15 protein-coding genes and 1 tRNA gene are annotated in these 20,826 nt (G+C 70.0%); 11 read left to right on the top strand and 5 right to left on the bottom strand.

Annotated elements, in window-relative coordinates:
* Positions 1-72 precede the first annotated feature (72 nt).
* Positions 73-2,769 (top strand): ATP-dependent RNA helicase, encoded by a 2,697-nt coding sequence (locus SGFS_RS42160; protein WP_286257625.1) that lies wholly within the window; start codon positions 73-75, stop codon positions 2,767-2,769.
* Here the strand turns inward: SGFS_RS42160 and SGFS_RS42155 are convergent.
* From SGFS_RS42155 to SGFS_RS42145, 3 genes are all read right to left on the bottom strand, one after another.
* On the bottom strand, positions 2,759-3,751 hold the full coding sequence (locus tag SGFS_RS42155; protein ID WP_286257624.1) for a PorA family protein: 993 nt from the start codon (positions 3,749-3,751) through the stop codon (positions 2,759-2,761). The two genes, SGFS_RS42160 and SGFS_RS42155, sit on opposite strands and share 11 nt — an antisense overlap.
* 43 nt (positions 3,752-3,794) lie before the next feature.
* Positions 3,795-3,929: an SPW_0924 family protein gene (locus tag SGFS_RS42150; protein ID WP_286257623.1), complete on the bottom strand. Its 135-nt coding sequence runs from the start codon at positions 3,927-3,929 to the stop codon at positions 3,795-3,797.
* Positions 3,930-4,072: 143 nt separating this feature from the next.
* Positions 4,073-5,794 (bottom strand): lytic transglycosylase domain-containing protein, encoded by a 1,722-nt coding sequence (locus SGFS_RS42145; protein ID WP_286257622.1) that lies wholly within the window; start codon positions 5,792-5,794, stop codon positions 4,073-4,075.
* Between the two features lie 303 nt (positions 5,795-6,097).
* Here SGFS_RS42145 and SGFS_RS42140 point away from each other — a divergent pair, with 303 nt between their 5' ends.
* Positions 6,098-6,946 carry a DUF4184 family protein gene (locus tag SGFS_RS42140; RefSeq protein WP_286257620.1) on the top strand — a complete coding sequence of 283 codons (849 nt, stop codon included), beginning with the start codon at positions 6,098-6,100 and terminating at the stop codon, positions 6,944-6,946.
* A gap of 443 nt (positions 6,947-7,389) precedes the next feature.
* Here the strand turns inward: SGFS_RS42140 and polA are convergent, their stop codons facing one another.
* A complete protein-coding gene (gene polA / locus SGFS_RS42135) occupies positions 7,390-10,116 on the bottom strand; it encodes a DNA polymerase I (RefSeq protein ID WP_286257619.1) in 2,727 nt (908 codons plus the stop codon).
* 287 nt (positions 10,117-10,403) lie between these two features.
* On the opposite strand from polA, the gene SGFS_RS42130 reads away from it, so the two are divergent.
* The 8 genes from SGFS_RS42130 (at position 10,404) to SGFS_RS42095 (ending at position 19,854) form a co-directional block, all read left to right on the top strand.
* Positions 10,404-12,683 carry an FdhF/YdeP family oxidoreductase gene (locus tag SGFS_RS42130; RefSeq protein WP_286257618.1) on the top strand — a complete coding sequence of 760 codons (2,280 nt, stop codon included), beginning with the start codon at positions 10,404-10,406 and terminating at the stop codon, positions 12,681-12,683.
* A gap of 67 nt (positions 12,684-12,750) precedes the next feature.
* The gene (locus tag SGFS_RS42125) at positions 12,751-13,215 is read left to right on the top strand and encodes a PaaI family thioesterase (RefSeq protein WP_286257617.1); all 465 of its coding nucleotides are present in this window, start codon (positions 12,751-12,753) and stop codon (positions 13,213-13,215) included.
* Between the two features lie 136 nt (positions 13,216-13,351).
* On the top strand, positions 13,352-13,711 hold the full coding sequence (locus SGFS_RS42120) for a hypothetical protein (protein ID WP_286257616.1): 360 nt from the start codon (positions 13,352-13,354) through the stop codon (positions 13,709-13,711).
* Positions 13,712-14,152: 441 nt separating this feature from the next.
* Complete coding sequence (locus tag SGFS_RS42115; protein ID WP_434028141.1) at positions 14,153-15,382, top strand: branched-chain amino acid ABC transporter substrate-binding protein; 1,230 nt, start codon at positions 14,153-14,155, stop codon at positions 15,380-15,382.
* A gap of 113 nt (positions 15,383-15,495) precedes the next feature.
* Positions 15,496-16,425: a branched-chain amino acid ABC transporter permease gene (locus SGFS_RS42110; RefSeq protein ID WP_286257614.1), complete on the top strand. Its 930-nt coding sequence runs from the start codon at positions 15,496-15,498 to the stop codon at positions 16,423-16,425.
* A gap of 5 nt (positions 16,426-16,430) precedes the next feature.
* Positions 16,431-18,260 (top strand): branched-chain amino acid ABC transporter permease, encoded by a 1,830-nt coding sequence (locus tag SGFS_RS42105; RefSeq protein ID WP_286257613.1) that lies wholly within the window; start codon positions 16,431-16,433, stop codon positions 18,258-18,260.
* 5 nt (positions 18,261-18,265) lie between these two features.
* Positions 18,266-19,141: an ABC transporter ATP-binding protein gene (locus tag SGFS_RS42100; protein ID WP_286257610.1), complete on the top strand. Its 876-nt coding sequence runs from the start codon at positions 18,266-18,268 to the stop codon at positions 19,139-19,141.
* On the top strand, positions 19,138-19,854 hold the full coding sequence (locus SGFS_RS42095) for an ABC transporter ATP-binding protein (RefSeq protein ID WP_286257608.1): 717 nt from the start codon (positions 19,138-19,140) through the stop codon (positions 19,852-19,854). Before SGFS_RS42100 ends, SGFS_RS42095 begins: the two co-directional genes overlap by 4 nt.
* Positions 19,855-19,937: 83 nt before the next feature.
* Here the strand turns inward: SGFS_RS42095 and SGFS_RS42090 are convergent, their stop codons facing one another.
* Entirely contained in the window at positions 19,938-20,579 is a 642-nt protein-coding gene (locus SGFS_RS42090; RefSeq protein ID WP_286257607.1) for an ANTAR domain-containing response regulator, read from the bottom strand.
* 103 nt (positions 20,580-20,682) lie between these two features.
* Here SGFS_RS42090 and SGFS_RS42085 point away from each other — a divergent pair.
* A tRNA-Leu gene (locus tag SGFS_RS42085) sits at positions 20,683-20,755 on the top strand.
* Positions 20,756-20,826: the final 71 nt, after the last annotated feature.

Here is a 20,826-nt window from a genome sequence, read left to right as displayed (position 1 = left end):
AGAGGCACGCGCGCGTGGAGGACGTTTTCGCGGGCGTGCCGGGTGCCCGGCAGGGCGTACGACACTAGGGGCGTGATCCGTTACGACGCCCTGGACGCGCTGCCCGTGCGCGGTGCCCTGCCCGGTCTGACCGACGCTCTTCGGACGCACGGGACGGCCGTGCTCGTGGCGCCGCCGGGCACCGGCAAGACGACGTTGGTGCCGTTGGCGCTGGCGGGGCTGCTGGACGGCGGGCCGGTGCGGCGGGTGGTGGTCGCCGAGCCGCGGCGGATCGCGGCGCGGGCGGCGGCCCGGCGGATGGCGTGGCTGCTGGGCGAGAAGGTCGGCGGGAGCGTCGGCTACACCGTGCGCGGGGAGCGGGTCGTCGGGCGGCACGCGCGCGTGGAGGTCGTCACGACCGGTGTGCTGTTGCAACGCCTCCAGCGGGACCAGGAGCTGCCCGGTGTCGACGTGGTGGTGCTCGACGAGTGCCATGAGCGGCATCTGGACGCGGACACGGTCGCGGCGTTCCTGCTCGATGTGCGGGAGGCGCTGCGGCCCGAGCTGCGGCTGGTGGCGGCGTCGGCGACGACGGACGCGGAGGGCTGGGCCCGGCTGCTGGGCGGGGCGCCGGTGGTCGCGGCGGAGGGCGTGTCGCATCCGGTCGAGGTGGTGTGGGCGCCGCCGGTGCGTCCCGTACGGCCGCCGCACGGGATGCGGGTGGACCCGGCGCTGCTGGCGCATGTGGCGTCGTTGGTGCGGCGCGCTCTGGCCGAGCGGCAGGGGGACGTGCTCTGTTTCCTGCCGGGCGTGGGTGAGATCGCGCGCGTGGCGGGGCAACTGGGCGGAATCGGTGACGTGGATGTGCTCCAGGTGCACGGGCGGGCGCCCGCGGCCGTGCAGGACGCGGTGCTGGCGGGTGCAGCGGGACGCCGGGTGGTCCTGGCGACCTCGGTGGCCGAGTCGTCGCTGACGGTGCCGGGGGTGCGGGTGGTCGTGGACTCAGGGCTGGCCCGGGAGCCGCGTGTCGACCACGCGCGTGGGCTGAGCGCCCTGACGACCGTACGGGCCTCACAGGCGGCCGGGCGGCAGCGTGCCGGGCGCGCGGGGCGTGAGGCCCCCGGTGCGGTCTACCGGTGCTGGACGGAGGCCGAGGACGCCCGTCTGCCGCGTTTCCCGGCGCCGGAGATCAAGGTCGCGGACCTGACGGCGTTCGCCCTCCAGGCGGCCTGCTGGGGCGATCCGGGGGCCTTGGGGCTCGCGCTGCTGGATCCGCCGCCCGGTGGTGCGATGGCGGCGGCGCGGGAGGTCCTGTCTGCCATCGGGGCGGTGGACTCGGCCGGGCGGGCCACGGAGCGCGGCGTACGCATGTCCCGGCTGGGCCTGCACCCCCGGCTGGCCCGGGCCCTCCTGGACGCGGCGCCGCTGGTCGGTGCGGAGCGTGCGGCGGAAGTGGTCGCACTGTTGAGCGAGGAGCCGCCGCGGGAGTACAGCGACGACCTGGCCGCCGTGCTGCGCAGCGCACGGCGCGGGGGTGACGCCTACGCGGCTCGCTGGCGCACGGAGGCACGGCGCCTGCGAACCGCGTCGACGCCCGCGCCCAGGGGCGCTGCCGGGACTCCCGGCAGCGCAGTGGCAGACCGTTCGGATATCTCGGCCGCCGGAGCCGCGGGCGTGTCCGGGGTCCCGGGTGGTGTCGGTGGCGGGAGTCATGGGCTTCTTGAGGGCGACGGCCGTTCCTCGTCCCCGGTGGAAACCGGGGAGTCCCTTCGGCTGGTGTCGGCCCTCAGCAGCGCCGGTGGGTGGGGGAACGCCGGGGACGACCGGGTCGTCGGGCTTGTCGCCGCGCTCGCGTTTCCCGAGCGGGTCGCCAAGGTGGACCGGGGCTCGTATCTGATGGCGTCCGGTACGCGGGCCGAGGTCGGGGACGGGTCGGGGTTGCGCGGGGCGGCCTGGCTCGCCGTGGCCGTCGCCGATCGGCCGGTCGGTGCCGGGCACGCGCGTGTACGGCTCGGGGCCGGGATCGACGAGGGGGTCGCGCGGGACGCGGCACGCATGTTGCTCAGCCGGGGTGAGGAGGTGCGCTGGAGCGAGGGGGACGTCGTCGCGCGGCGGGTCGAGCGGCTGGGGGCCCTGGAGTTGGCGGTGCGAGTGATCAGGGATGCCGACCCCGTCCTCGTACGGAACGCGCTGCTCGAAGGGCTGCGGGTCGAAGGGCTCGGGCTGTTGCGGTGGTCGCAGGATGCCGAGCGGTTGCGGCAGCGGCTCGCGTTTCTGCGGCTTCGTCTCGGGGAGCCCTGGCCCGACGTCTCCGAAAACGCCCTCCACGCGCGCGTGGACGAGTGGCTGGAGCCGGAGCTCGGCCGGGCCCGGCGGCGGGCCGACCTCACGCGGATCGACGCCGGGGAGGCGCTCGGCCGGTTGCTGCCCTGGAGCACCGGAGACGCCGTACGGCTGGACGAGTTGGCGCCGGAGAGGATCGAGGTGCCCAGTGGGTCCAGGATCCGGATCGACTACGCCGACCCCGAGCGGCCCGTACTCGCCGTGAAGTTGCAGGAGATGTTCGGGCTTGAGCGGTCGCCGACGGTCGCCGGGGTGCCGCTGCTCGTGCATCTGCTGTCTCCCGCCGGACGGCCCGCCGCGGTCACCGCCGATCTCGCGTCGTTCTGGCGGGACGGGTACCGAGCCGTACGGGCGGAGTTGCGCGGGCGGTATCCGAAGCATCCGTGGCCCGAGGATCCGGCGGCGGCCGAGCCGACCCGGTTCACCAACGCGCGGCTCAGGCGTTGACCGGCTCGGGTGCCGGGGGCCTGCTGGGCTCCGGTTCGCCCGGCCTGCGGCCGCGGGCCTCCAGGTAGAGGGAGAGGGACAGCAGCAGAACGGCCAGGCCCAGGAAGCCCCAGGGGAGATACGACGTCATCAGGAGGACCACGACGCGCTGGGAGGCGATCAGGTCGACCGTGTGCTCGATGTAGTCCTCGCGCATTTTCACGTGGCCGGCGAACGCGGTCACCTTCTCCCGGTCGCCGAGGAGTGTGCCGCCGCGGAGCTCCTCCTTGTGTATCTCCTCGCCGTACACGGGGGCCCCGGTGGTGGGTTCGACCCAGAACTTGCGGACCGTGGTGTACCAGCGGGTCGTGCCCGTCTTGGCGACGGTTTCCCGGGTGATGCCCTCGACGGGCATGGTCCGGGGGAAGGGGACCTCGGTCCAGGGGATGGTCTGTTCGAAGTAGTAGACCTCCAGGCCGCGGAAGTTCCGTGTGCCCTTGTAGTGGATGGGAGCCGTGGTGCGGGCCTGGGCGTCGAAGTACTCGTAGTCCCGTTTCTCCACCAGGAAGGGCCATTTGAATTCCAGACCCGCTCGCTTCACGGGGTCGCCGTCCACCATCTCCCCGGCCGCGTGGACGGGTTCCTGGGTGTGGGCGTCGAAGATGTAGCGCTCGGGGATCTCGGAGACCATCCCGCCGTCGGGGCCCTGGACGTAGGAGAGGCCGTCCCAGACGACCACGTCCCGGTCGACCGTCTTCTCGATCTTCTCGGAGGCCTCCACATCGCCCTTGAGGGTCTGCACGATGGTGACCTTGTCGACCTTGCGCTCGGTCATCGTGCCGTAGTCGAGGAGGGTCGCGTCCTTCGCTTCGAGGACCATGGACTGGTACTCGTTCGCCGGGATCTTGGCCAGGCGCGGGAAGGCGTACCAGCGCAGCAGTGGGGACAGCGCCGCGAAGAACATGGCGAGCGCGAGCAGGATCAGGCCGGCCCTTCGGCGCATCTCGGCCTCCCTCTCGGAGGTCACGGAGTCACGGAGTCACGAGTCACGGGTGTGCGGGGACCGTGGTCAGCATCGGTTTCGGCGAGGTTTTTCCCGTCTGCGAACCCAGCGCCGTGATCGCGAACACCAGGGCGAACGCGAGGACGAGACCGGTCGCGGCGGCGATCAGAGCACGCATACGGGCCTCCCGACCGACGGAAACTGATAGCTCGTCAGATTCGGCACCGTAGCAAGCGCCGGATGAGATGAGAACAGGTCGTACACACACCTGCGGCGCCCCTCTCGCAAGAGGAGCGCCGCAGAGGTCGTACGGAGGAGGTGTTACGCGCTGGGGCTCGGTGACGGCGACGGCGACGCGGTCGCCGGTGCCTCCACCTTCAGTTCGACCGTCAGGGTCGCGCCGCCCTCCGTGGTGACGCGGAGCAGGAACGTGCCGACGGCGTCGTCCGAGTACAGCTTCGGGAGCTTGAGCACGCCGCCCGCGTCCGTCTGCAGTCCCGTCAGGGTGCGTACGGTCTTGCCGTTCGCGTCCTTGAAGTAGGGGCCCTTGTCGTTCTCGGTGGCGTCCTCCGCCGACTTGATCAGCGTGGCGGTGGCCGCGACCTTGTCGGCGAGCTCGCCCTTGTAGGTGGCCTTCACCTCGACCTGCTCGGCGAACTCGCCGTTCGGGACGCAGGTCAGCTCGGTGGTGGTCGTACGGGCGAGGGCGTCGGCCTGGCGGGCGGTGACGGTCGCCGCGAAGTCGAGGGCGGTCACGGTACGGCCGACGACGGTGGCGCGGACCTTGAAGCCGCCGGTCTTCTCACCGGCCAGGAGCGCGGGCGCGACGGCCTTGCCCGACTTGTCGGTGACGATCGTGGCGACGCTCTCGCCGCCGGAGAAGACAGTGTCCGTGTCGCCGACGATGGTGAAGCGGACACGGACCTTCGCCACGGCCTTGCCCGCCTTGGTCTCCGTGCGGACGGAGACCTTGTCGGCGAAGGTGTCGCCGGCCGTCGCGGCGAGCGCGTCCGTACCCGCGTCCTCCAGGTGGTGGACCGTGTCGGTGGGCGTGGACGGAGGGGTCGGCGGAGTGGTCGGCGGCGGGGTGGGCGGGGTGGTGGAGCCGCCTCCGCCTCCGCCGCCGCCCGGCTTGTCGTTGCCCGGCTTGTCCGTCGCCGGCGGCGTCGGGCTGGGGCTCGGCGTCGAGTTGCCGCTCCCGCTGCCGCCGCCGCTCGGCGTGTTGGGCAGCGAGCCGGTGCCGTCCTCGATCTCGTGGGCGCCCTCGCGGTAGTAGTCCAGCCACCTCATGACGAGGTTGTAGTACGCCGTCGAGTTGTTGTAGCTGAGGATGGCGCTGCGCAGGTTGCCCGAGTTGGACAGGTCCCAGTCGAAGCGGCACAGGTAGTTGCCGGCGGCCAGGGCGGCGTCGTAGATGTTGTTGGGGTCCTTGGCGCCGTCGCCGTTGCCGTCGCGGCCCGCCCACTCCCAGGTGGAGGGGATGAACTGCATGGGGCCGACCGCGCGGTCGTACGTGCTGTCGCCGTCGTACGCGCCGTTGTCGGTGTCGCTGATGTTCGCGAAAGCGCCGCCGCTGAGGACGGGGCCGAGGATCTTCGAGTACGTCGTGCCGTCGGCGTCGACGCGGCCGCCGCGGGCCTGGCCGGACTCGACCTTGCCGATCGCGGCGAGGAGCTGCCAGGGCAGGTTGCAGCCGGGCTTGGAGTCGCGCAGGGACGCCTCGGCCTTCTTGTAGGCATCGAGGACGGTCGCGGGTATGCCGCGCTCGGCCGTGCCCGTCGCCGCACCGGAGGAGTCGCCCGTGCCCGGGGTGGCGTTGGGGCTCTCCAGGGGCGGAAGGTCCGTGTAATAGCGCGAGTTGCCGGACGCGGTGTCGTCGGCCTGGGGGCTGGCGTCGGGCGTGGGAGCGCCCGCCGTCTCTCTGCCCGCGCTGTCGGTGATCACTCCCGGGGCCTGCGAAGCGGCCAGTGCCGCCACCGTGGCCGCGGCCAGAGCGGTGGTCGCCGCCCCCTTGCGGAGCCTCTTGCCGAACTGCGCCGCCATTGAGTGAACCCCTCCCCGTCGGGTCGATCGCCTGAGCGTTCCTGGATGTCCGGTTCCGTCGGTCTCGGTTCCGGTTGGTCCGTTTCGATCCGCGCCCCCCGCGTGGGGACCCAGGCGACCCTACGACAACTTCCGTTGCCCGGGCACCCGTTCGTGCCCGTTATTTGCCGATTGGCCTTATCGGATTGCTGTCGGCCGAGTGCGCTTCGGGTATGCGCGCACAAGTCACGCATACTGGCCGCCGGTGCCCATGGGTCACATGCCCCTGGGCCACACGACCGAGTCACGCCACAGGGGGACGACTTGCCGTTCACGCTCAGCCATGCGGCCGCCGTGCTGCCCGCCCTGCGCGGGGACGGAACCGGGCGCGGCCCACTGGTGCCGTCGGTACTCGTCGCCGGGTCGTTCGCGCCCGATATGACGTACTACGCGGCGAGTGTGCTGCCCGGAGCCATGGAATTCGGCGAAGTCACACACTCGTTCGCCGGTGTCCTCGGTGTCGACGTCCTCGTCGCCTGGGGGTTGGTGGGGCTGTGGCTGGTCCTGCGCGAACCACTGGTCGCGCTGTTGCCGCGGGCACGGCAGGAGCGGCCGGCGGCGCTGGTGCGCTGTGGGACGCGGCCGCGCCCGGTGAGCCCGTCCGTGACGCTCTGGTGGTACGTCTCCGCCGCCCTCGGCGCACTGACCCACGTCGTGTGGGACTCCTTCACGCATCTCGACCAGTGGGGGATGCGGACGTTCCCCGTGCTGGGCGAGAAAATCGCGGGCTTCCCCATGTACTGGTACCTGCAGTACGGCGGCTCGGCGGTCGCGGCGGTCGTGCTCGCGGTGTTCGTGACCCGCGCGCTGCGGCGGCAGCCGGGGAGCGCGCCGGTGGGCGTGCCCGTGCTGTCCTCGTCCGACCGGTGGGTGGCGGCCCTGGTGATCGGGGGCTGCGCACTGGTGGCGGCCGTGCAACGGGTGGCCCGGTGGTGGGCCTACTGGGGTGCGGCGGCCAAGCCCTACGAGGTGATCCCGACGGTGTGCTTCGGGGCGGGCGCGGGGCTGGTGCCCGGCCTGCTCCTGTACGCGGTCGGGGTCAGGGTCTGGCGCCCGGCTCCCGCTGCGGCGAGCGGAGCCGACGTGGCGGAGGACAGCTCGGTGCGGCGCTGACCCGGCGTCTCACGGGCACCGCGCTGGGGACACGGGGGGTGGTCGCGGCGCGCGCGTGCGGCGGTACGTGGCCGGGCAGCGTCGTCAGGAGGGCCGACAGGAGGCGGGTGGCAGCTGTCGCGGTACGGCGGCGGAGCGTGCGTATGCCCATGCGGGCAACCCTGCGCCGACGCTCGACCGGGGGCGCCCTGATGGGGGCCAGGCGGGTGACGCCTCCGGCGGGGGCGCCCGGGAAGGCCGGTGGACCTGGGGGCCGGGCGGCCGAGGGGAGCGGCGTGACAGCGGGGCCGGGTGGCCTGGCCCCGCCGGAGAGACTCGCCTCCGGCGGGGCTCGGTCGGTTCGGCACCGCCGGGCAGCGCCGCACTGAGCGGGGGTCGACAAGGGCGGGCGGAAAGCGGGCTTCTCCCTGCCGGGTGCAGCCCCTCCCCCCGCCCGCCGGAAGCTAGTGCGCCGCCGACTCCCAGTCCGCGCCGTGGCCCACCGAGACGTCCAGCGGGGCCTTCAGATCCACGGCGGCAGCCATCTCGCGGCGGACCAGTTCCTCCGCGCGCTCACGCTCGCCGGGGGCGATCTCCAGGACGACTTCGTCGTGGACCTGGAGGAGCATCCGGGAGGCCAGGCCCGCCTCGTCCAGGGCACGGCCGACGTTGAGCATGGCGATCTTGACGATGTCGGCGGCCGTGCCCTGGATGGGCGCGTTCAGCGCCATCCGCTCCGCGGCCTCGCGGCGCTGACGGTTGTCGCTGTTGAGGTCGGGGAGGTAGCGGCGGCGCCCGAAGAGCGTCGCCGTGTAGCCCGTCGCCCTCGCCTCGTCCACTGCGCGGCGCAGATAGTCCCGTACTCCGCCGAAGCGCTCGAAGTACGTGTCCATCAGCGCCCGCGCCTCGCCCGCCTCGATGTTCAGCTGCTGGGAGAGGCCGAACGCCGACAGGCCGTACGCGAGGCCGTACGACATGGCCTTGATCTTGCGGCGCATCTCCGCGTCCACGGCCGAGCGCTCGACCGAGAAGACCTGGGAGGCGACCGTGGTGTGCAGGTCCTCGCCGGAGGTGAACGCCTCGATCAGGCCCTCGTCCTCGGAGAGGTGGGCCATCACGCGCAGCTCGATCTGGCTGTAGTCCGCCGTCATCAGCGAGTCGAAGCCCTCGCCGACGACGAAGCCGCGGCGGATGGCGCGGCCCTCGTCCGTGCGGACCGGGATGTTCTGCAGGTTCGGGTCGACGGAGGAGAGGCGGCCCGTCGCGGCGACCGTCTGGTTGAAGGTCGTGTGGATACGGCCGTCCGCGGCGATGGTCTTGATCAGGCCCTCGACCGTGACGCGCAGCTTCGCCTGCTCGCGGTGGCGGAGCATGATGACCGGCAGTTCGTTGTCCGTCTGCGTGGCCAGCCAGGCGAGCGCGTCCGCGTCCGTGGTGTAGCCCGTCTTCGTGCGCTTGGTCTTGGGCAGGCCCAGCTCGCCGAAGAGGACCTCCTGGAGCTGCTTGGGCGAGCCCAGGTTGAACTCGTGCCCCGCCGCCGCGTGCGCCTCCTTCACCGCCTGCTGCACGGCACCGGCGAACATCTGCTCCATGGCCTCCAGATGGGCCTTGTCCGCCGCGATGCCGTGCCGCTCCATGCGGGCCAGCAGCGCGGACGTGGGCAGCTCCATGTCCCGCAGCAGCTCGGCCGCGCCCACCTCCGCCAGGCGCTCCCCGAAGGCCTCGCCGAGGTCGAGGATCGCGCGGGCCTGCACCATGAGCGCGTCGGCCTCGGCGCCCTCGTCCGCGCCGAAGGCCAACTGTCCGTCGGCCGTGGCGGCGGGGGCCAGCTCACGGCCCAGGTACTCCAGGGACAGCGCGTCCAGGTCGAAGGAGCGGCGGCCCGGCTTGACCAGGTAGGCGGCGAGCGCGGTGTCCATGCCGACGCCCTCGACCGACCAGCCGTGCTCGGCGAAGACCCGCATCGCGCCCTTGGCGTTGTGGAACACCTTCGGCCGGGCCGCGTCGGCGAGCCAGGCCGCCCACGCCTGCTCGTCGGCCTCGTCGATCTGCGTCGGGTCGAACCAGGCGGCCGCTCCCTGGGCCGCCGCGAGCGCGACCTCCGCGACCGAGCCCGCGCCCAGCGCCCAGGTGTCGACCGTGGCCACACCGAGGAGCTCCGTGCCGTGCTCGGCGAGCCAGGGAGCCAGCTCGCCCGAGCCGAGCACCGAGCCGTCCACCTCGACGCCCGCGGCGACCGGCGCGCTCGCGTCGGCCTCCTCGGCGCCCGGGTCGACGGCCAGCAGGCGCTCGCGCAGCGAGGGGTTACGGATCTCCAAGGTGTCCAGGATCATCGCGAGCGTCTTGCGGTCGTACGGGGCGCGCTCCAGGTCGGTGACGCCCTTGGGCAGTTCGACCGTACGCACCATCTCCGTGAGACGGCGGTTGAGCTTGACCGACTCCAGGTGGTCGCGGAGGTTCTGGCCCGCCTTGCCCTTGACCTCCTCGACGCGCTCGACCAACTCGGCGAACGACCCGAACTGGTTGATCCACTTCGCGGCGGTCTTCTCGCCGACGCCGGGGATGCCGGGGAGGTTGTCCGACGGGTCGCCGCGCAGCGCCGCGAAGTCGGGGTACTGGGCCGGGGTCAGGCCGTACTTCTCGAACACCTTCTCCGGGGTGAACCGGGTCAGCTCCGAGACGCCCTTCGTGGGGTAGAGCACGGTGGTGTGCTCGGTGACGAGCTGGAAGGAGTCACGGTCGCCGGTGACGATGAGGACCTCGAAGCCCTCGGCCTCGGCCTGGGTGACGAGGGTGGCGATGACGTCGTCGGCCTCGAAGCCGTCGATCGCGAAGCGCGAGACACGCATCGCGTCGAGCAGCTCGCCGATCAGCTCGACCTGGCCCTTGAACTCGTCCGGGGTCTTGGAACGGTTCGCCTTGTACTCCGTGAACTCCTCGGAGCGCCAGGTCTTGCGGGAGACGTCGAACGCCACCGCGAAGTGCGTGGGCGCCTCGTCGCGCAGCGTGTTGGCGAGCATCGACGCGAAGCCGTAGATCGCGTTGGTCGGCTGGCCGGACGCGGTCGTGAAGTTCTCCGCGGGCAGCGCGAAGAACGCGCGGTAGGCCAGGGAGTGCCCGTCCATGAGCATCAGGCGGGGCCGCGTGCCGCCGGCGGTCTTGTCGGTCGTCTTCGATGCTGTTTCTGCCACGGACCCGATCCTGCCACGAGCCACTGACAGTCGGGCACGCCGCCGGCGCCTCCTGTGGACGCCGGGGCCCCGCAGTGTGCGAGCGGCGGCACCGAACCCGGCGCCGCCCCGCGTCAGCACCGGCGGAGAGCCGGACCGGCCGACCCCCACCCCGTTGCCCCTTCCACAACCATTGCTTCATGCGCAACCATTGCCTCAGTCCTCCACGCCCCGGCCGCCCTCGTTGTCAGCCGTGCGTGCGAGGATCGAAGACACAGGCACAAGCGCCGGCGAAAGAGAGCGCAGCGATGGCAACGAAGCCACCCAAGAGCGACCCGGTTCAGGACGCGCCCCAGGTCGCGGAACCGAAGCACGCGGCCGCCGGACTTCCCGCCATCGGGCACACCCTGCGGATCGCCCAGCAGCAGATGGGGGTGAAGCGGACCGCGCTGACCCTGCTCCGGGTCAATCAGAAGGACGGCTTCGACTGCCCCGGCTGCGCCTGGCCCGAGCCGGACCACCGGCACGCGGCGGAGTTCTGCGAGAACGGCGCGAAGGCGGTCGCCGAGGAGGCCACGCTCCGCCGGGTCACCCCGGAGTTCTTCGCCGCCCACACCGTCGCCGACCTCGCCGGCCGCAGTGGCTACTGGCTGGGCCAGCAGGGCCGGCTCACGCACCCCATGTACCTCCCCGAAGGAGGCGACCGGTACGAGCCCGTTTCCTGGGAGCGTGCCTTCGACATCATCGGGGAAGAACTGACCGCCCTCGCCTCCCCCGACGAAGCCCTCTTCTACACCTCGGGCCGCACGAGCAACGAGGCCGCGTTCCTGTACCAACTCTTCGCCCGCGAGTTCGGCACGAACAACCTGCCGGACTGCTCCAACATGTGCCACGAGTCGTCGGGCTCCGCACTCTCCGAGACCATCGGCATCGGCAAGGGCAGCGTCCTCCTGGAAGACCTCTACAAGGCCGACCTGATCGTCGTCGCCGGCCAGAACCCGGGAACGAACCACCCGCGCATGCTCTCCGCCCTGGAGAAGGCGAAGGCCGGCGGCGCGAAGATCATCACGGTCAACCCGCTGCCCGAGGCGGGCCTGGAGCGGTTCAAGAACCCCCAGACACCACAGGGCATGCTCAAGGGCGCCGCCCTCACCGACCTGTTCCTCCAGATCCGCATCGGCGGCGACCAGGCCCTGTTCCGCCTCCTCAACAAGCTGATCCTGGAGACGGACGGCGCGCTCGACGAGGAGTTCATCGGCGAGCACACACACGGCTTCGAGGAGTTCGCCGAGGCCGCCCGCGCAGCCGACTGGGACGAGACACTCACCGCGACCGGCCTCACGCGAGAGCAGATCGACGAGGCCCTGCGCATGGTCCTCGCCTCGAAGCGGACCATCGTCTGCTGGGCCATGGGCCTCACCCAGCACAAGCACTCGGTGCCGACCATCCGCGAAGTGGTCAACTTCCTGCTGCTGCGCGGCAACATCGGCCGCCCCGGCGCCGGCGTCTGCCCGGTGCGCGGCCACTCGAACGTGCAGGGCGACCGCACGATGGGCATCTTCGAGCGCCCCGCCCCGGCCTTCCTCGACGCCCTGGAGAAGGAGTTCGGCTTCGCTCCGCCCCGGGAACACGGCTACGACGTCGTACGGGCCATCAAGGCCATGCGCGACGACAAGGCGAAGGTCTTCTTCGCGATGGGCGGCAACTTCGTCTCGGCGTCCCCCGACACGGACGTGACGGAGGCCGCGATGCGCCGCGCCCGGCTCACCGTGCACGTGTCGACGAAGCTGAACCGCTCGCACGCGGTCACCGGCGCGCGTGCCCTCATCCTGCCCACCCTGGGCCGCACCGAGCGCGACCTCCAGGGCAGCGGCGAACAGGCCGTGACCGTCGAGGACTCCATGGGCATGGTCCACGCCTCACGCGGCCGCCTGGAGCCCGCGAGCAGGCAACTGCTGTCCGAGACGGCCATCGTGTGCCGCCTCGCCCGCCGCGTCCTCGGCGAGAACAGCCGCACACCCTGGGAGGAGTTCGAGAAGGACTACGCCACGATCCGCGACCGCATCGCACGCGTGGTCCCCGGCTTCGAGAACTTCAACGCGCGCGTGGCCGACCCGAGCGGCTTCGCCCTCCCGCACGCCCCGCGCGACGAACGCCGCTTCCCCACCACCACCGGCAAGGCCAACTTCACGGCCGCCCCCGTCGAGTACCCCGAACTGCCCGAGGGCCGCCTCCTGCTGCAGACCCTGCGCTCGCACGACCAGTACAACACCACGATCTACGGCCTCGACGACCGCTACCGAGGCATCAAGAACGGCCGCCGGGTCGTCCTGGTCAACCCCGAGGACGCGGCGCGGCTGAAGATCGCCGACGGCTCCTACGTCGACCTCGTCGGCGAGTGGAAGGACGGCGTCGAGCGGCGCGCCCCCGGCTTCCGGGTCGTGCACTACCCGACGGCCCGCGGCTGCGCGGCGGCCTACTACCCCGAGACCAACGTCCTGGTGCCACTGGACGCCACCGCCGACACCAGCAACACCCCGGCCAGCAAGTCCGTCGTCGTCCGTCTGGAACAATTGCCGACCGACTGAGCGTTTGCTCAGTCAGGCCGGTGGCGCGACCGCCGGCGGCGCACCGACCGACGATGAACGGAGCCCCATGGGCGAGCAACACCACGTGCAGTTCCCGCAAGAGGTCATAGACGAGTACGCGGCCCTCGGCATCGACGTGGTCGCCATGTTCTCCGCGGGGCACCTCGGCACCCGCATGGGCGTACAGATCGTGGAGGCCTCGGCCGACCGCGTCGTCGGCAGAATGCCCGTGGAGGGCAACACCCAGCCGTACGGGCTGCTCCACGGCGGGGCGTCGGCCGTGCTGGCGGAGACCCTGGGCTCCGTCGGCTCGATGCTGCACGCCGGCAGCACCAAGATCGCCGTGGGCGTCGACCTGAACTGCACGCACCACCGAGGCGTACGGTCCGGCCTGGTGACCGGTGTGGCCACGCCGGTGCACCGGGGGCGCTCGACGGCGACGTACGAGATCGTCATCAGCGACGAGGAGGGCAACCGGGTGTGCACCGCGCGGCTGACCTGTCTGCTGCGGGACGCGAAGATCGGCGCGTAGTGCGGCGTCCATATGCCGGACGCCCCGGCGCCCCCCAACACGCCTGCCGTTCCACGGCGTTGAACCCGCACGCCCGACGGCATAGCGTCGAGGCATGGGAACACGGGGAGCCGTCCGAGCGGGGGCGGTGCTCACAATGGCGCTCCTGACCGGCGTGCCGGCCACCGGATGCGGCAAGTCGGGTTCGCCGGACAGCGGCTCGCGGGCCGGTTCCGCCTCACCGTCGCCGTCGGCCACACCGCCCGAGGAGATCTGTACGCGGCTCGTCGCCTACTGGTCACGGCGGACACTGACCGGCGACACCTACGGCGACTACCAGTCGACGGGGCTGTCCGACGGGCAGTACGAGATCCTCCGCGAGGTGGTGGACGCGGCCCGTGAGGAGCGGAAGCGGGCGGGCCGGAAGGCGGCGGAACGGGTCATCGACACCAGGGCGGGCGCACTGTGCGAGAAGCGCTACCGCGACGGCGGACCGACAGGAGCGCCCTGGGGCTGACCGGAGTCCGCTTTCACGCCGCGGGCAACCAATCACGGGAAAAGGGCCTCTTCCTTTCCCGGGCGTAACTCTGCGTAATACGCATGCAATACGCCCACGGAGGCGACGCAAGCGTTTCAAGTCGCCTCCAGCAACGACCGGGGTCATCACCAAAACCCCGGACACTCCTGAAGTCATGCACAACGTTCCTGCGGTTTCTCACTATGTGGACAGGACGAATCAACCGAAAATTCGCACATCCACCCGCTGAGTACCGCTCTGCATTACCTCGTGTCATAACAAGAGCGTCACAGCCTTGGCCAGAGTCTCCTCCATGTTCCCCAGCGCCGCTTAGAGTCACCGCCAGTCACCGCGCCACCGGATTCGAAGCCACCCTTCGGACCGGCGCTCGACTCGGCGAGTTCCATGGGGGGCCGCCGTGCCAGGGAAAGGACCTGATTCGTGCGTCAACGTTCGATCATCGCAATCACCGCCGCCATCGCGGCGGGATCGCTGACACTCAGCGCCTGCGGGTCGCGAGACGACGACAACAAGGGCAGCAGCGGCGACAAGACCACTGTTGTCATCGGCGTCGACGCCCCGCTCAGCGGCGACCTGTCGGCCCTCGGCCTCGGCATCCAGAACTCCGCCGACCTGGCCGCCAAGACGGCCAACAAGAAGAACTACGTCGACGGCGTCGAGTTCAAGATCGAGGCGCTCGACGACCAGGCGCAGCCCTCCGTCGGCCAGCAGAACGCCCAGAAGTTCATCAGCGACAAGGACGTCCTCGGCGTCGTCGGCCCCCTGAACTCCAGCGTCTCCCAGCAGATGCAGAAGCCCTTCAACGACGCCGGCCTCACCCAGGTCTCCCCCGCCAACACGGGCACCGAGCTGACCCAGGGCGACGGCTGGAAGACCGGCGACTCGGTCCGCCAGTTCAAGACCTTCTTCCGCACCGCCACCACGGACGAGATCCAGGGCGCCTTCGCCGCCGAGTACCTGTACTCCAAGGCCGGCATCAAGAAGACGTACCTGATCGACGACCAGAAGACCTACGGCGCCGGCCTGGCCGCCTCCTTCAAGGCGAACTACACCAAGCTCGGCGGCGAGATCGTCGGCAGCGACCACATCAACCCCGACGACCGCGACTTCAACGCCGTCGTCGCCAAGATCAAGAAGACCGGCGCCAAGGCCCTCTACTACGGCGGTGAGTACCCCGCCGCCGCCCCCCTGAGCCAGCAGCTCAAGGACAGCGGCCAGAACATCCCGCTCATGGGCGGCGACGGCATCTACTCCGGCGAGTTCCCCAAGCTCAACAAGAAGGCCGAAGGCGACCTCGCCACCTCCGTCGGCAAGCCCGTCGAGCAGCTCGACTCCGCCAAGGACTTCATCAAGGCCTACGACGCAGCCGGCTACAAGGACGCCTACGAGGCCTACGGCGGCCTCACCTACGACGCCACCTGGGCCATCATCGAGGCCGTGAAGCTCGCGGTCGAGGCCAACGACGGCAAGCTCCCCTCCGACGGTCGCAAGGCCGTCCTGGACGCCATGGCCAAGGTCAAGTTCGACGGCGTCACCGGCACCATCTCCTTCGACGAGTTCGGTGACACCACCAACACGATGATGACCGCCTACAAGGTCGAGAAGAACGCCTGGGTCCCCGAGTACAGCGCGGAGACCAAGGTCAGCTGAGCCCCGGAGGGAGTCGACAACAACTCCCACCCACATTGATCCAGGCCGCGCGGGAGTGCCCACCAGCGCTCCCGCGCGGCGCCATATCCGAACCACTCCACGGAGGCCCTGCGGTGAACGAACTGCCGCAACAGCTGGCCAATGGACTCATCCTCGGCGCGATGTACGGACTCATCGCGATCGGCTACACGATGGTCTACGGCATCGTCCAGCTCATCAACTTCGCCCACGGCGAGATCTTCATGGTCGGGGGCTTCGGGGCCCTCACCGTCCACGTCTGGCTCCCCGACAGCTTCGCCCTCGGCGCCGCCATACCCCTCATGATCCTCGGCGGCGTACTCGTATCCGTCGGCGTCGCCACCGCAGCGGAACGCTTCGCCTACCGGCCCCTGCGCACCGCACCACGCCTCGCCCCCCTCATCACCGCCATCGGCCTCTCCATCGTCCTCCAGCAGGTCGTATGGAAGTGGTACCCGGACGCCAAGAAGGACATCCCCTTCCCGCAGTTCGAAGGCGGCCCCATCGAGTTCCTCGGCGCCAACATCCAGCGCAGCGACCTCTTCGTCCTCATCGCCGCACCCCTCTGCATGGTCGCCCTCGGCCTCTTCGTCACGAAGACCCGCTCCGGCCGCGGCATGCAGGCCACCGCCCAGGACCCCGACACCGCCAAGCTCATGGGCATCAACACCGACCGCATCATCGTCATGGCCTTCGCCATCGGCGCCGCGTTCGCCGCCGTCGCAGCCGTCGCCTACGGCCTCAAGAACGGCCAGGTCGGCTTCCGCATGGGCTTCCTCATGGGCCTCAAGGCCTTCACCGCCGCCGTCCTCGGCGGCATCGGCAACATCTACGGCGCCATGCTCGGCGGCATCGTCCTCGGCGTCGCCGAGTCCCTCGCCATCGGCTACGTCGGCGACATCCCCGGCATGGACCTCTTCGGCGGCGGCGCCTGGAAGGACGTATGGGCATTCAGCCTGCTCATCCTCGTCCTCCTCGTCAGGCCACAAGGCCTGCTCGGCGAACGCGTCGCGGATCGGGCGTGATAAGCATGACCACCAAGATCCCCGCACAGCAGACCGCGGACACCACCAAGGTGAACACCGCCGAAGCCACACCGCTCATCCCCCTGCCGCCCACCGCGGCACGCGCCCTCGCCGCCGGCGGCTCCGCCGTCGCCCTCGTCGGCACCTTCCTCGCCTGGACCTGGACCGACGAGTTCCCCGGCAACCTCACCGTCACCGGCTACCCCGGCGGCCTCCAGGTCCTCACCCTCGTCGGCGCCGCCCTCACCCTGCTGTTCACCCTCTCCGGCTACGGAATCAAGGGCCTCGGCTGGCTCACCCCCGGCGGCACCAACAGCCCGGTCATCTGGACCGCCCTCGGCGTCTTCGGCACCACCGGCTACGCCATCGGCGCCATCTCCTACGAGCTCGGCGGCATCGTCAACCTCGAACCCGGCGCCTGGGTCTCCATCATCGGAGCCCTCATCGCCGTCATCGGCGCCCTCGGCCTCCCCGTCGACCAGCCGTACGACCACAGCGACCCCAACCCCGGCACCTGGGAACGGATCACCCAACCCTTCAAAGCTCCCGCACCCAGCAGGGCAAAGGAACTCCCCGCCTGGGCCGAGATCCTGATCATCGCCGCCGGCTTCGGCATCGGCCTGTACGTCTTCGCCTACGGCATCGCCACCGAGGACTCCGAGCTGTTCATCGGCTTCCTCATCACCGCCGCCTTCGGCTTCACCGCCATCGGCCGCGCCGGACTCCTCAAGCGACTCTCGGCACTCACCGCCAAACACCGCAACATCACCCTCGCCGCCGCCTTCGCCGCCGCGATCTGCTTCCCCTTCACCCAGACCAACGACCAGTTCGCCCTCATCGGCGCGAACATCCTGATCTTCGCCACCGTCGCCCTCGGCCTCAACATCGTCGTCGGCCTCGCCGGCCTCCTCGACCTCGGCTACGTCGCCTTCCTCGGAGTCGGCGCCTACGCCGCCGCCCTGGTCTCCGGCTCACCCCAGTCGAGCATCGGCGTCCAATTCCCCTTCTGGGCCGCCGTCCTCACCGGCGCCGCCGCCTCGCTGATCTTCGGCGTGGTCATCGGCGCACCCACCCTGCGACTGCGCGGCGACTACCTCGCCATCGTGACGCTCGGCTTCGGTGAGATCTTCCGCATCACCATGAACAACCTCAACGGCAACAGCGGACCCGACGTCACCAACGGCTCCAACGGCATCCCCAACATCCCCGACCTCGACTTCTTCGGGTTCAACCTCGGGATAGCACACGACGTCCTCGGCCACGAGCTCACCCGCTCCGGCAACTACTACCTGCTGATGCTGTTCTTCACAGCCGTCGTCGTCACGGTCTTCCGCCGCAGCGCGGAATCCCGCATCGGCCGCGCCTGGGTCGCCATCCGCGAGGACGAGACCGCCGCCACCGCCATGGGCATCAACGGCTTCCGCCTCAAGCTCCTCGCCTTCGCCCTCGGCGCCTCCCTCGCCGGCCTCGCCGGCACCGTCCAGGCCCACGTCTCCTACAGCGTGACCCCCGAGCAGTACCAGTTCGCCGGCTCCGTACCGCCCAACTCGGCCTTCCTGCTCGCCGCGGTCATCCTCGGCGGCATGGGCACCATCAGCGGCCCCCTCGTCGGCGCCGCGCTGCTCTACCTCATCCCGGCCAAGCTGCAGTTCATGGCGGACTACCAGCTCCTCCTCTTCGGCGTCGCGCTCATGTTCCTCATGCGCTTCCGCCCCGAAGGCCTGGTCGCCGACCGCAGGAAGCAGCTCGAATTCCACGAGACCGGACAGCTCGACGTACCCGAGGACAAGCCCTTGCCCGAAGGTGCCACCGGCGTCGCCAAGGCAGGGGCGTGACCGCGATGACCACCACAACCACCGCCACCACCACAACGGTGCTCGACGCCGGCGGCGTCACCATGCGCTTCGGCGGCCTCACCGCCGTACGCAACGTCGACCTCACCGTCAACAGCGGCGAGATCGTCGGCCTCATCGGACCCAACGGCGCCGGCAAGACCACCTTCTTCAACTGCCTCACCGGCCTGTACGTCCCCACCAGCGGCACGGTCAAGTACAAGGACACCGTCCTGCCGCCCAAGCCCCACCTGGTCACCCAGGCCGGCATCGCCCGCACCTTCCAGAACATCCGGCTCTTCGCCAACATGACCGTCCTGGAAAACGTGCTCGTCGGCCGCCACACCAGGACCAAAGAAGGCCTCTGGTCGGCCCTCCTCCGCCTCCCCGGCTTCAAGAAGGCCGAAGCGGAATCCCGCGAACGAGCCATGGAACTCCTCGAGTTCACCGGCCTCGCCAGCAAGGCCGACCACCTCGCCCGCAACCTCCCCTACGGCGAACAGCGCAAGCTCGAAATCGCCCGGGCCCTCGCGAGCGAACCCGGCCTCCTCCTCCTGGACGAGCCCACCGCCGGCATGAACCCCCAGGAAACGCGGGCCGCCGAAGACCTCATCTTCGCCATCCGCGACAAGGGCATCGCCATCCTCGTCATCGAGCACGACATCCGGTTCATCATGAACCTCTGCGACCGCGTCGCCGTGCTCGTCCAAGGCGAAAAACTCGTCGAGGGCAGCGCCGAAATCGTCCAGGCCGACGAACGCGTCATCGCCGCCTACCTCGGCACCCCCTTCGAAGGCGCACCCGGCAAGGAGGAAGCCGCCGAAGTCGAAGCCGCAGAGGCCCACGCCGAGGCGCACAGCACCACGGAAGGGGACGAGAAGTGACCGCACTCCTCGAAGTCGACGACCTCAGGGTCGCCTACGGCAAGATCGAGGCCGTCAAGGGCATCTCGTTCAAGGTCAACGCGGGCGAAGTCGTCACCCTCATCGGCACCAACGGCGCCGGCAAGACGACCACCCTGCGCACCCTCTCCGGACTCCTGACCCCCCTCGGCGGCCAGATCAAGTTCGAGGGCAAAGTCCTCAACAAGATCCCCGCCCACAAGATCGTCGCACTGGGACTGGCCCACTCCCCCGAGGGGCGCCACATCTTCCCCCGCATGACGATCGAGGACAACCTCCGCCTCGGCGCCTTCCTCCGCAACGACAAGGAAGGCATCGAGAAGGACATCCAGCGCGCCTACGACCTCTTCCCCATCCTGGGCGAACGCAGGAAGCAGGCCGCAGGAACCCTCTCCGGCGGCGAACAGCAGATGCTGGCAATGGGACGCGCCCTGATGTCCCAGCCGAAGCTGCTGATGCTGGACGAGCCCTCGATGGGCCTCTCGCCGATCATGATGCAGAAGATCATGGCGACCATCCAGGAACTCAAGTCCCAGGGCACCACCATCCTGCTCATCGAGCAGAACGCCCAGGCCGCACTCTCCCTCGCCGACCACGGCCACGTCATGGAGGTCGGCAAGATCGTCCTCTCCGGCTCGGGCCAGGACCTGCTCCACGACGAGTCGGTCCGCAAGGCGTACCTCGGCGAGGACTGAAGTCCAACGCCGTAGCACCCACGACGAGGCCCGCACCCCTTTGGAAGGGGGTGCGGGCCTCGCTCGTTCTACGACTGCCGGGGTCAGCCCTTGGCGGCCTTCTTCTCGTCGGCGTCCTGAATGACCGCCTCCGCGACCTGCTGCATCGACATACGGCGATCCATCGACGTCTTCTGGATCCACCGGAACGCGGCCGGCTCGGTCAGCCCGTACTCCGTCTGCAGGATGGACTTGGCACGGTCGACCAACTTGCGGGTCTCCAGGCGGAGGGTGAGGTCGGCGACCTCCTTCTCCAGCTCCTTCAGCTCGGTGAACCGCGAAACAGCCATCTCGATGGCAGGTACGACGTCGCTCTTGCTGAACGGCTTCACGAGGTACGCCATGGCCCCGGCATCACGGGCCCGCTCGACGAGATCCCGCTGCGAGAAGGCGGTCAGCATCAGCACGGGCGCGATGCGCTCCTCGGCGATCTTCTCGGCAGCGGAGATCCCATCGAGCTTCGGCATCTTCACATCGAGAATCACCAGGTCGGGCTGGTGCTCCCGGGCCAGCTCGATCGCCTGCTCGCCGTCACCGGCCTCGCCTACGACCGAGTAGCCCTCCTCTTCGAGCATCTCCTTGAGGTCGAGACGGATCAGCGCCTCGTCCTCGGCGATGACGACACGGGTCGTCAGCGGAGGCACGTGCGACTTGTCGTCGTCTGGCTGGGGCGACTCGGCGGTCACGGGGGGCTCCTCGTTCAGGGCAGGGGTACTGCTGACAAGAGCGTACCTAGCTGCGGTAAGGTGGGGGCACGGCGGGTGGTTGCCTGCCTTTGTTTTAGAGGAAGCCTCGGTAGTCCAGCGGAAGAGACACGGTGCTCAAACCACCGACAGCGTGGGTTCGAATCCCACCCGGGGCACTTTTTCCTTCGATTCCAAGGTTGATCTTAAGAAGCGGATGTTCCCATTCTCGTGAACATCCGCTTTTTGC

It is taken from the genome of Streptomyces graminofaciens (genome assembly GCF_030294945.1).
GTDB lineage: Bacteria > Actinomycetota > Actinomycetes > Streptomycetales > Streptomycetaceae > Streptomyces > Streptomyces graminofaciens.
This window is presented reverse-complemented; position numbering and strand designations above follow the sequence as displayed.

Bases quoted from the DNA above. Each gene is read 5' to 3' on its own strand.
- SGFS_RS42130 (WP_286257618.1), top strand. From the start codon at position 10,404: ATGGCAACGAAGCCACCCAAGAGCGACCCGGTTCAGGACGCGCCCCAG.
- SGFS_RS42150 (WP_286257623.1), bottom strand. From the start codon at position 3,929: ATGCGTGCTCTGATCGCCGCCGCGACCGGTCTCGTCCTCGCGTTCGCC.
- SGFS_RS42100 (WP_286257610.1), top strand. From the start codon at position 18,266: ATGACCACCACAACCACCGCCACCACCACAACGGTGCTCGACGCCGGC.
- SGFS_RS42125 (WP_286257617.1), top strand. From the start codon at position 12,751: ATGGGCGAGCAACACCACGTGCAGTTCCCGCAAGAGGTCATAGACGAG.
- SGFS_RS42145 (WP_286257622.1), bottom strand. From the start codon at position 5,794: ATGGCGGCGCAGTTCGGCAAGAGGCTCCGCAAGGGGGCGGCGACCACC.
- SGFS_RS42155 (WP_286257624.1), bottom strand. From the start codon at position 3,751: ATGCGCCGAAGGGCCGGCCTGATCCTGCTCGCGCTCGCCATGTTCTTC.
- SGFS_RS42105 (WP_286257613.1), top strand. From the start codon at position 16,431: ATGACCACCAAGATCCCCGCACAGCAGACCGCGGACACCACCAAGGTG.
- SGFS_RS42120 (WP_286257616.1), top strand. From the start codon at position 13,352: ATGGCGCTCCTGACCGGCGTGCCGGCCACCGGATGCGGCAAGTCGGGT.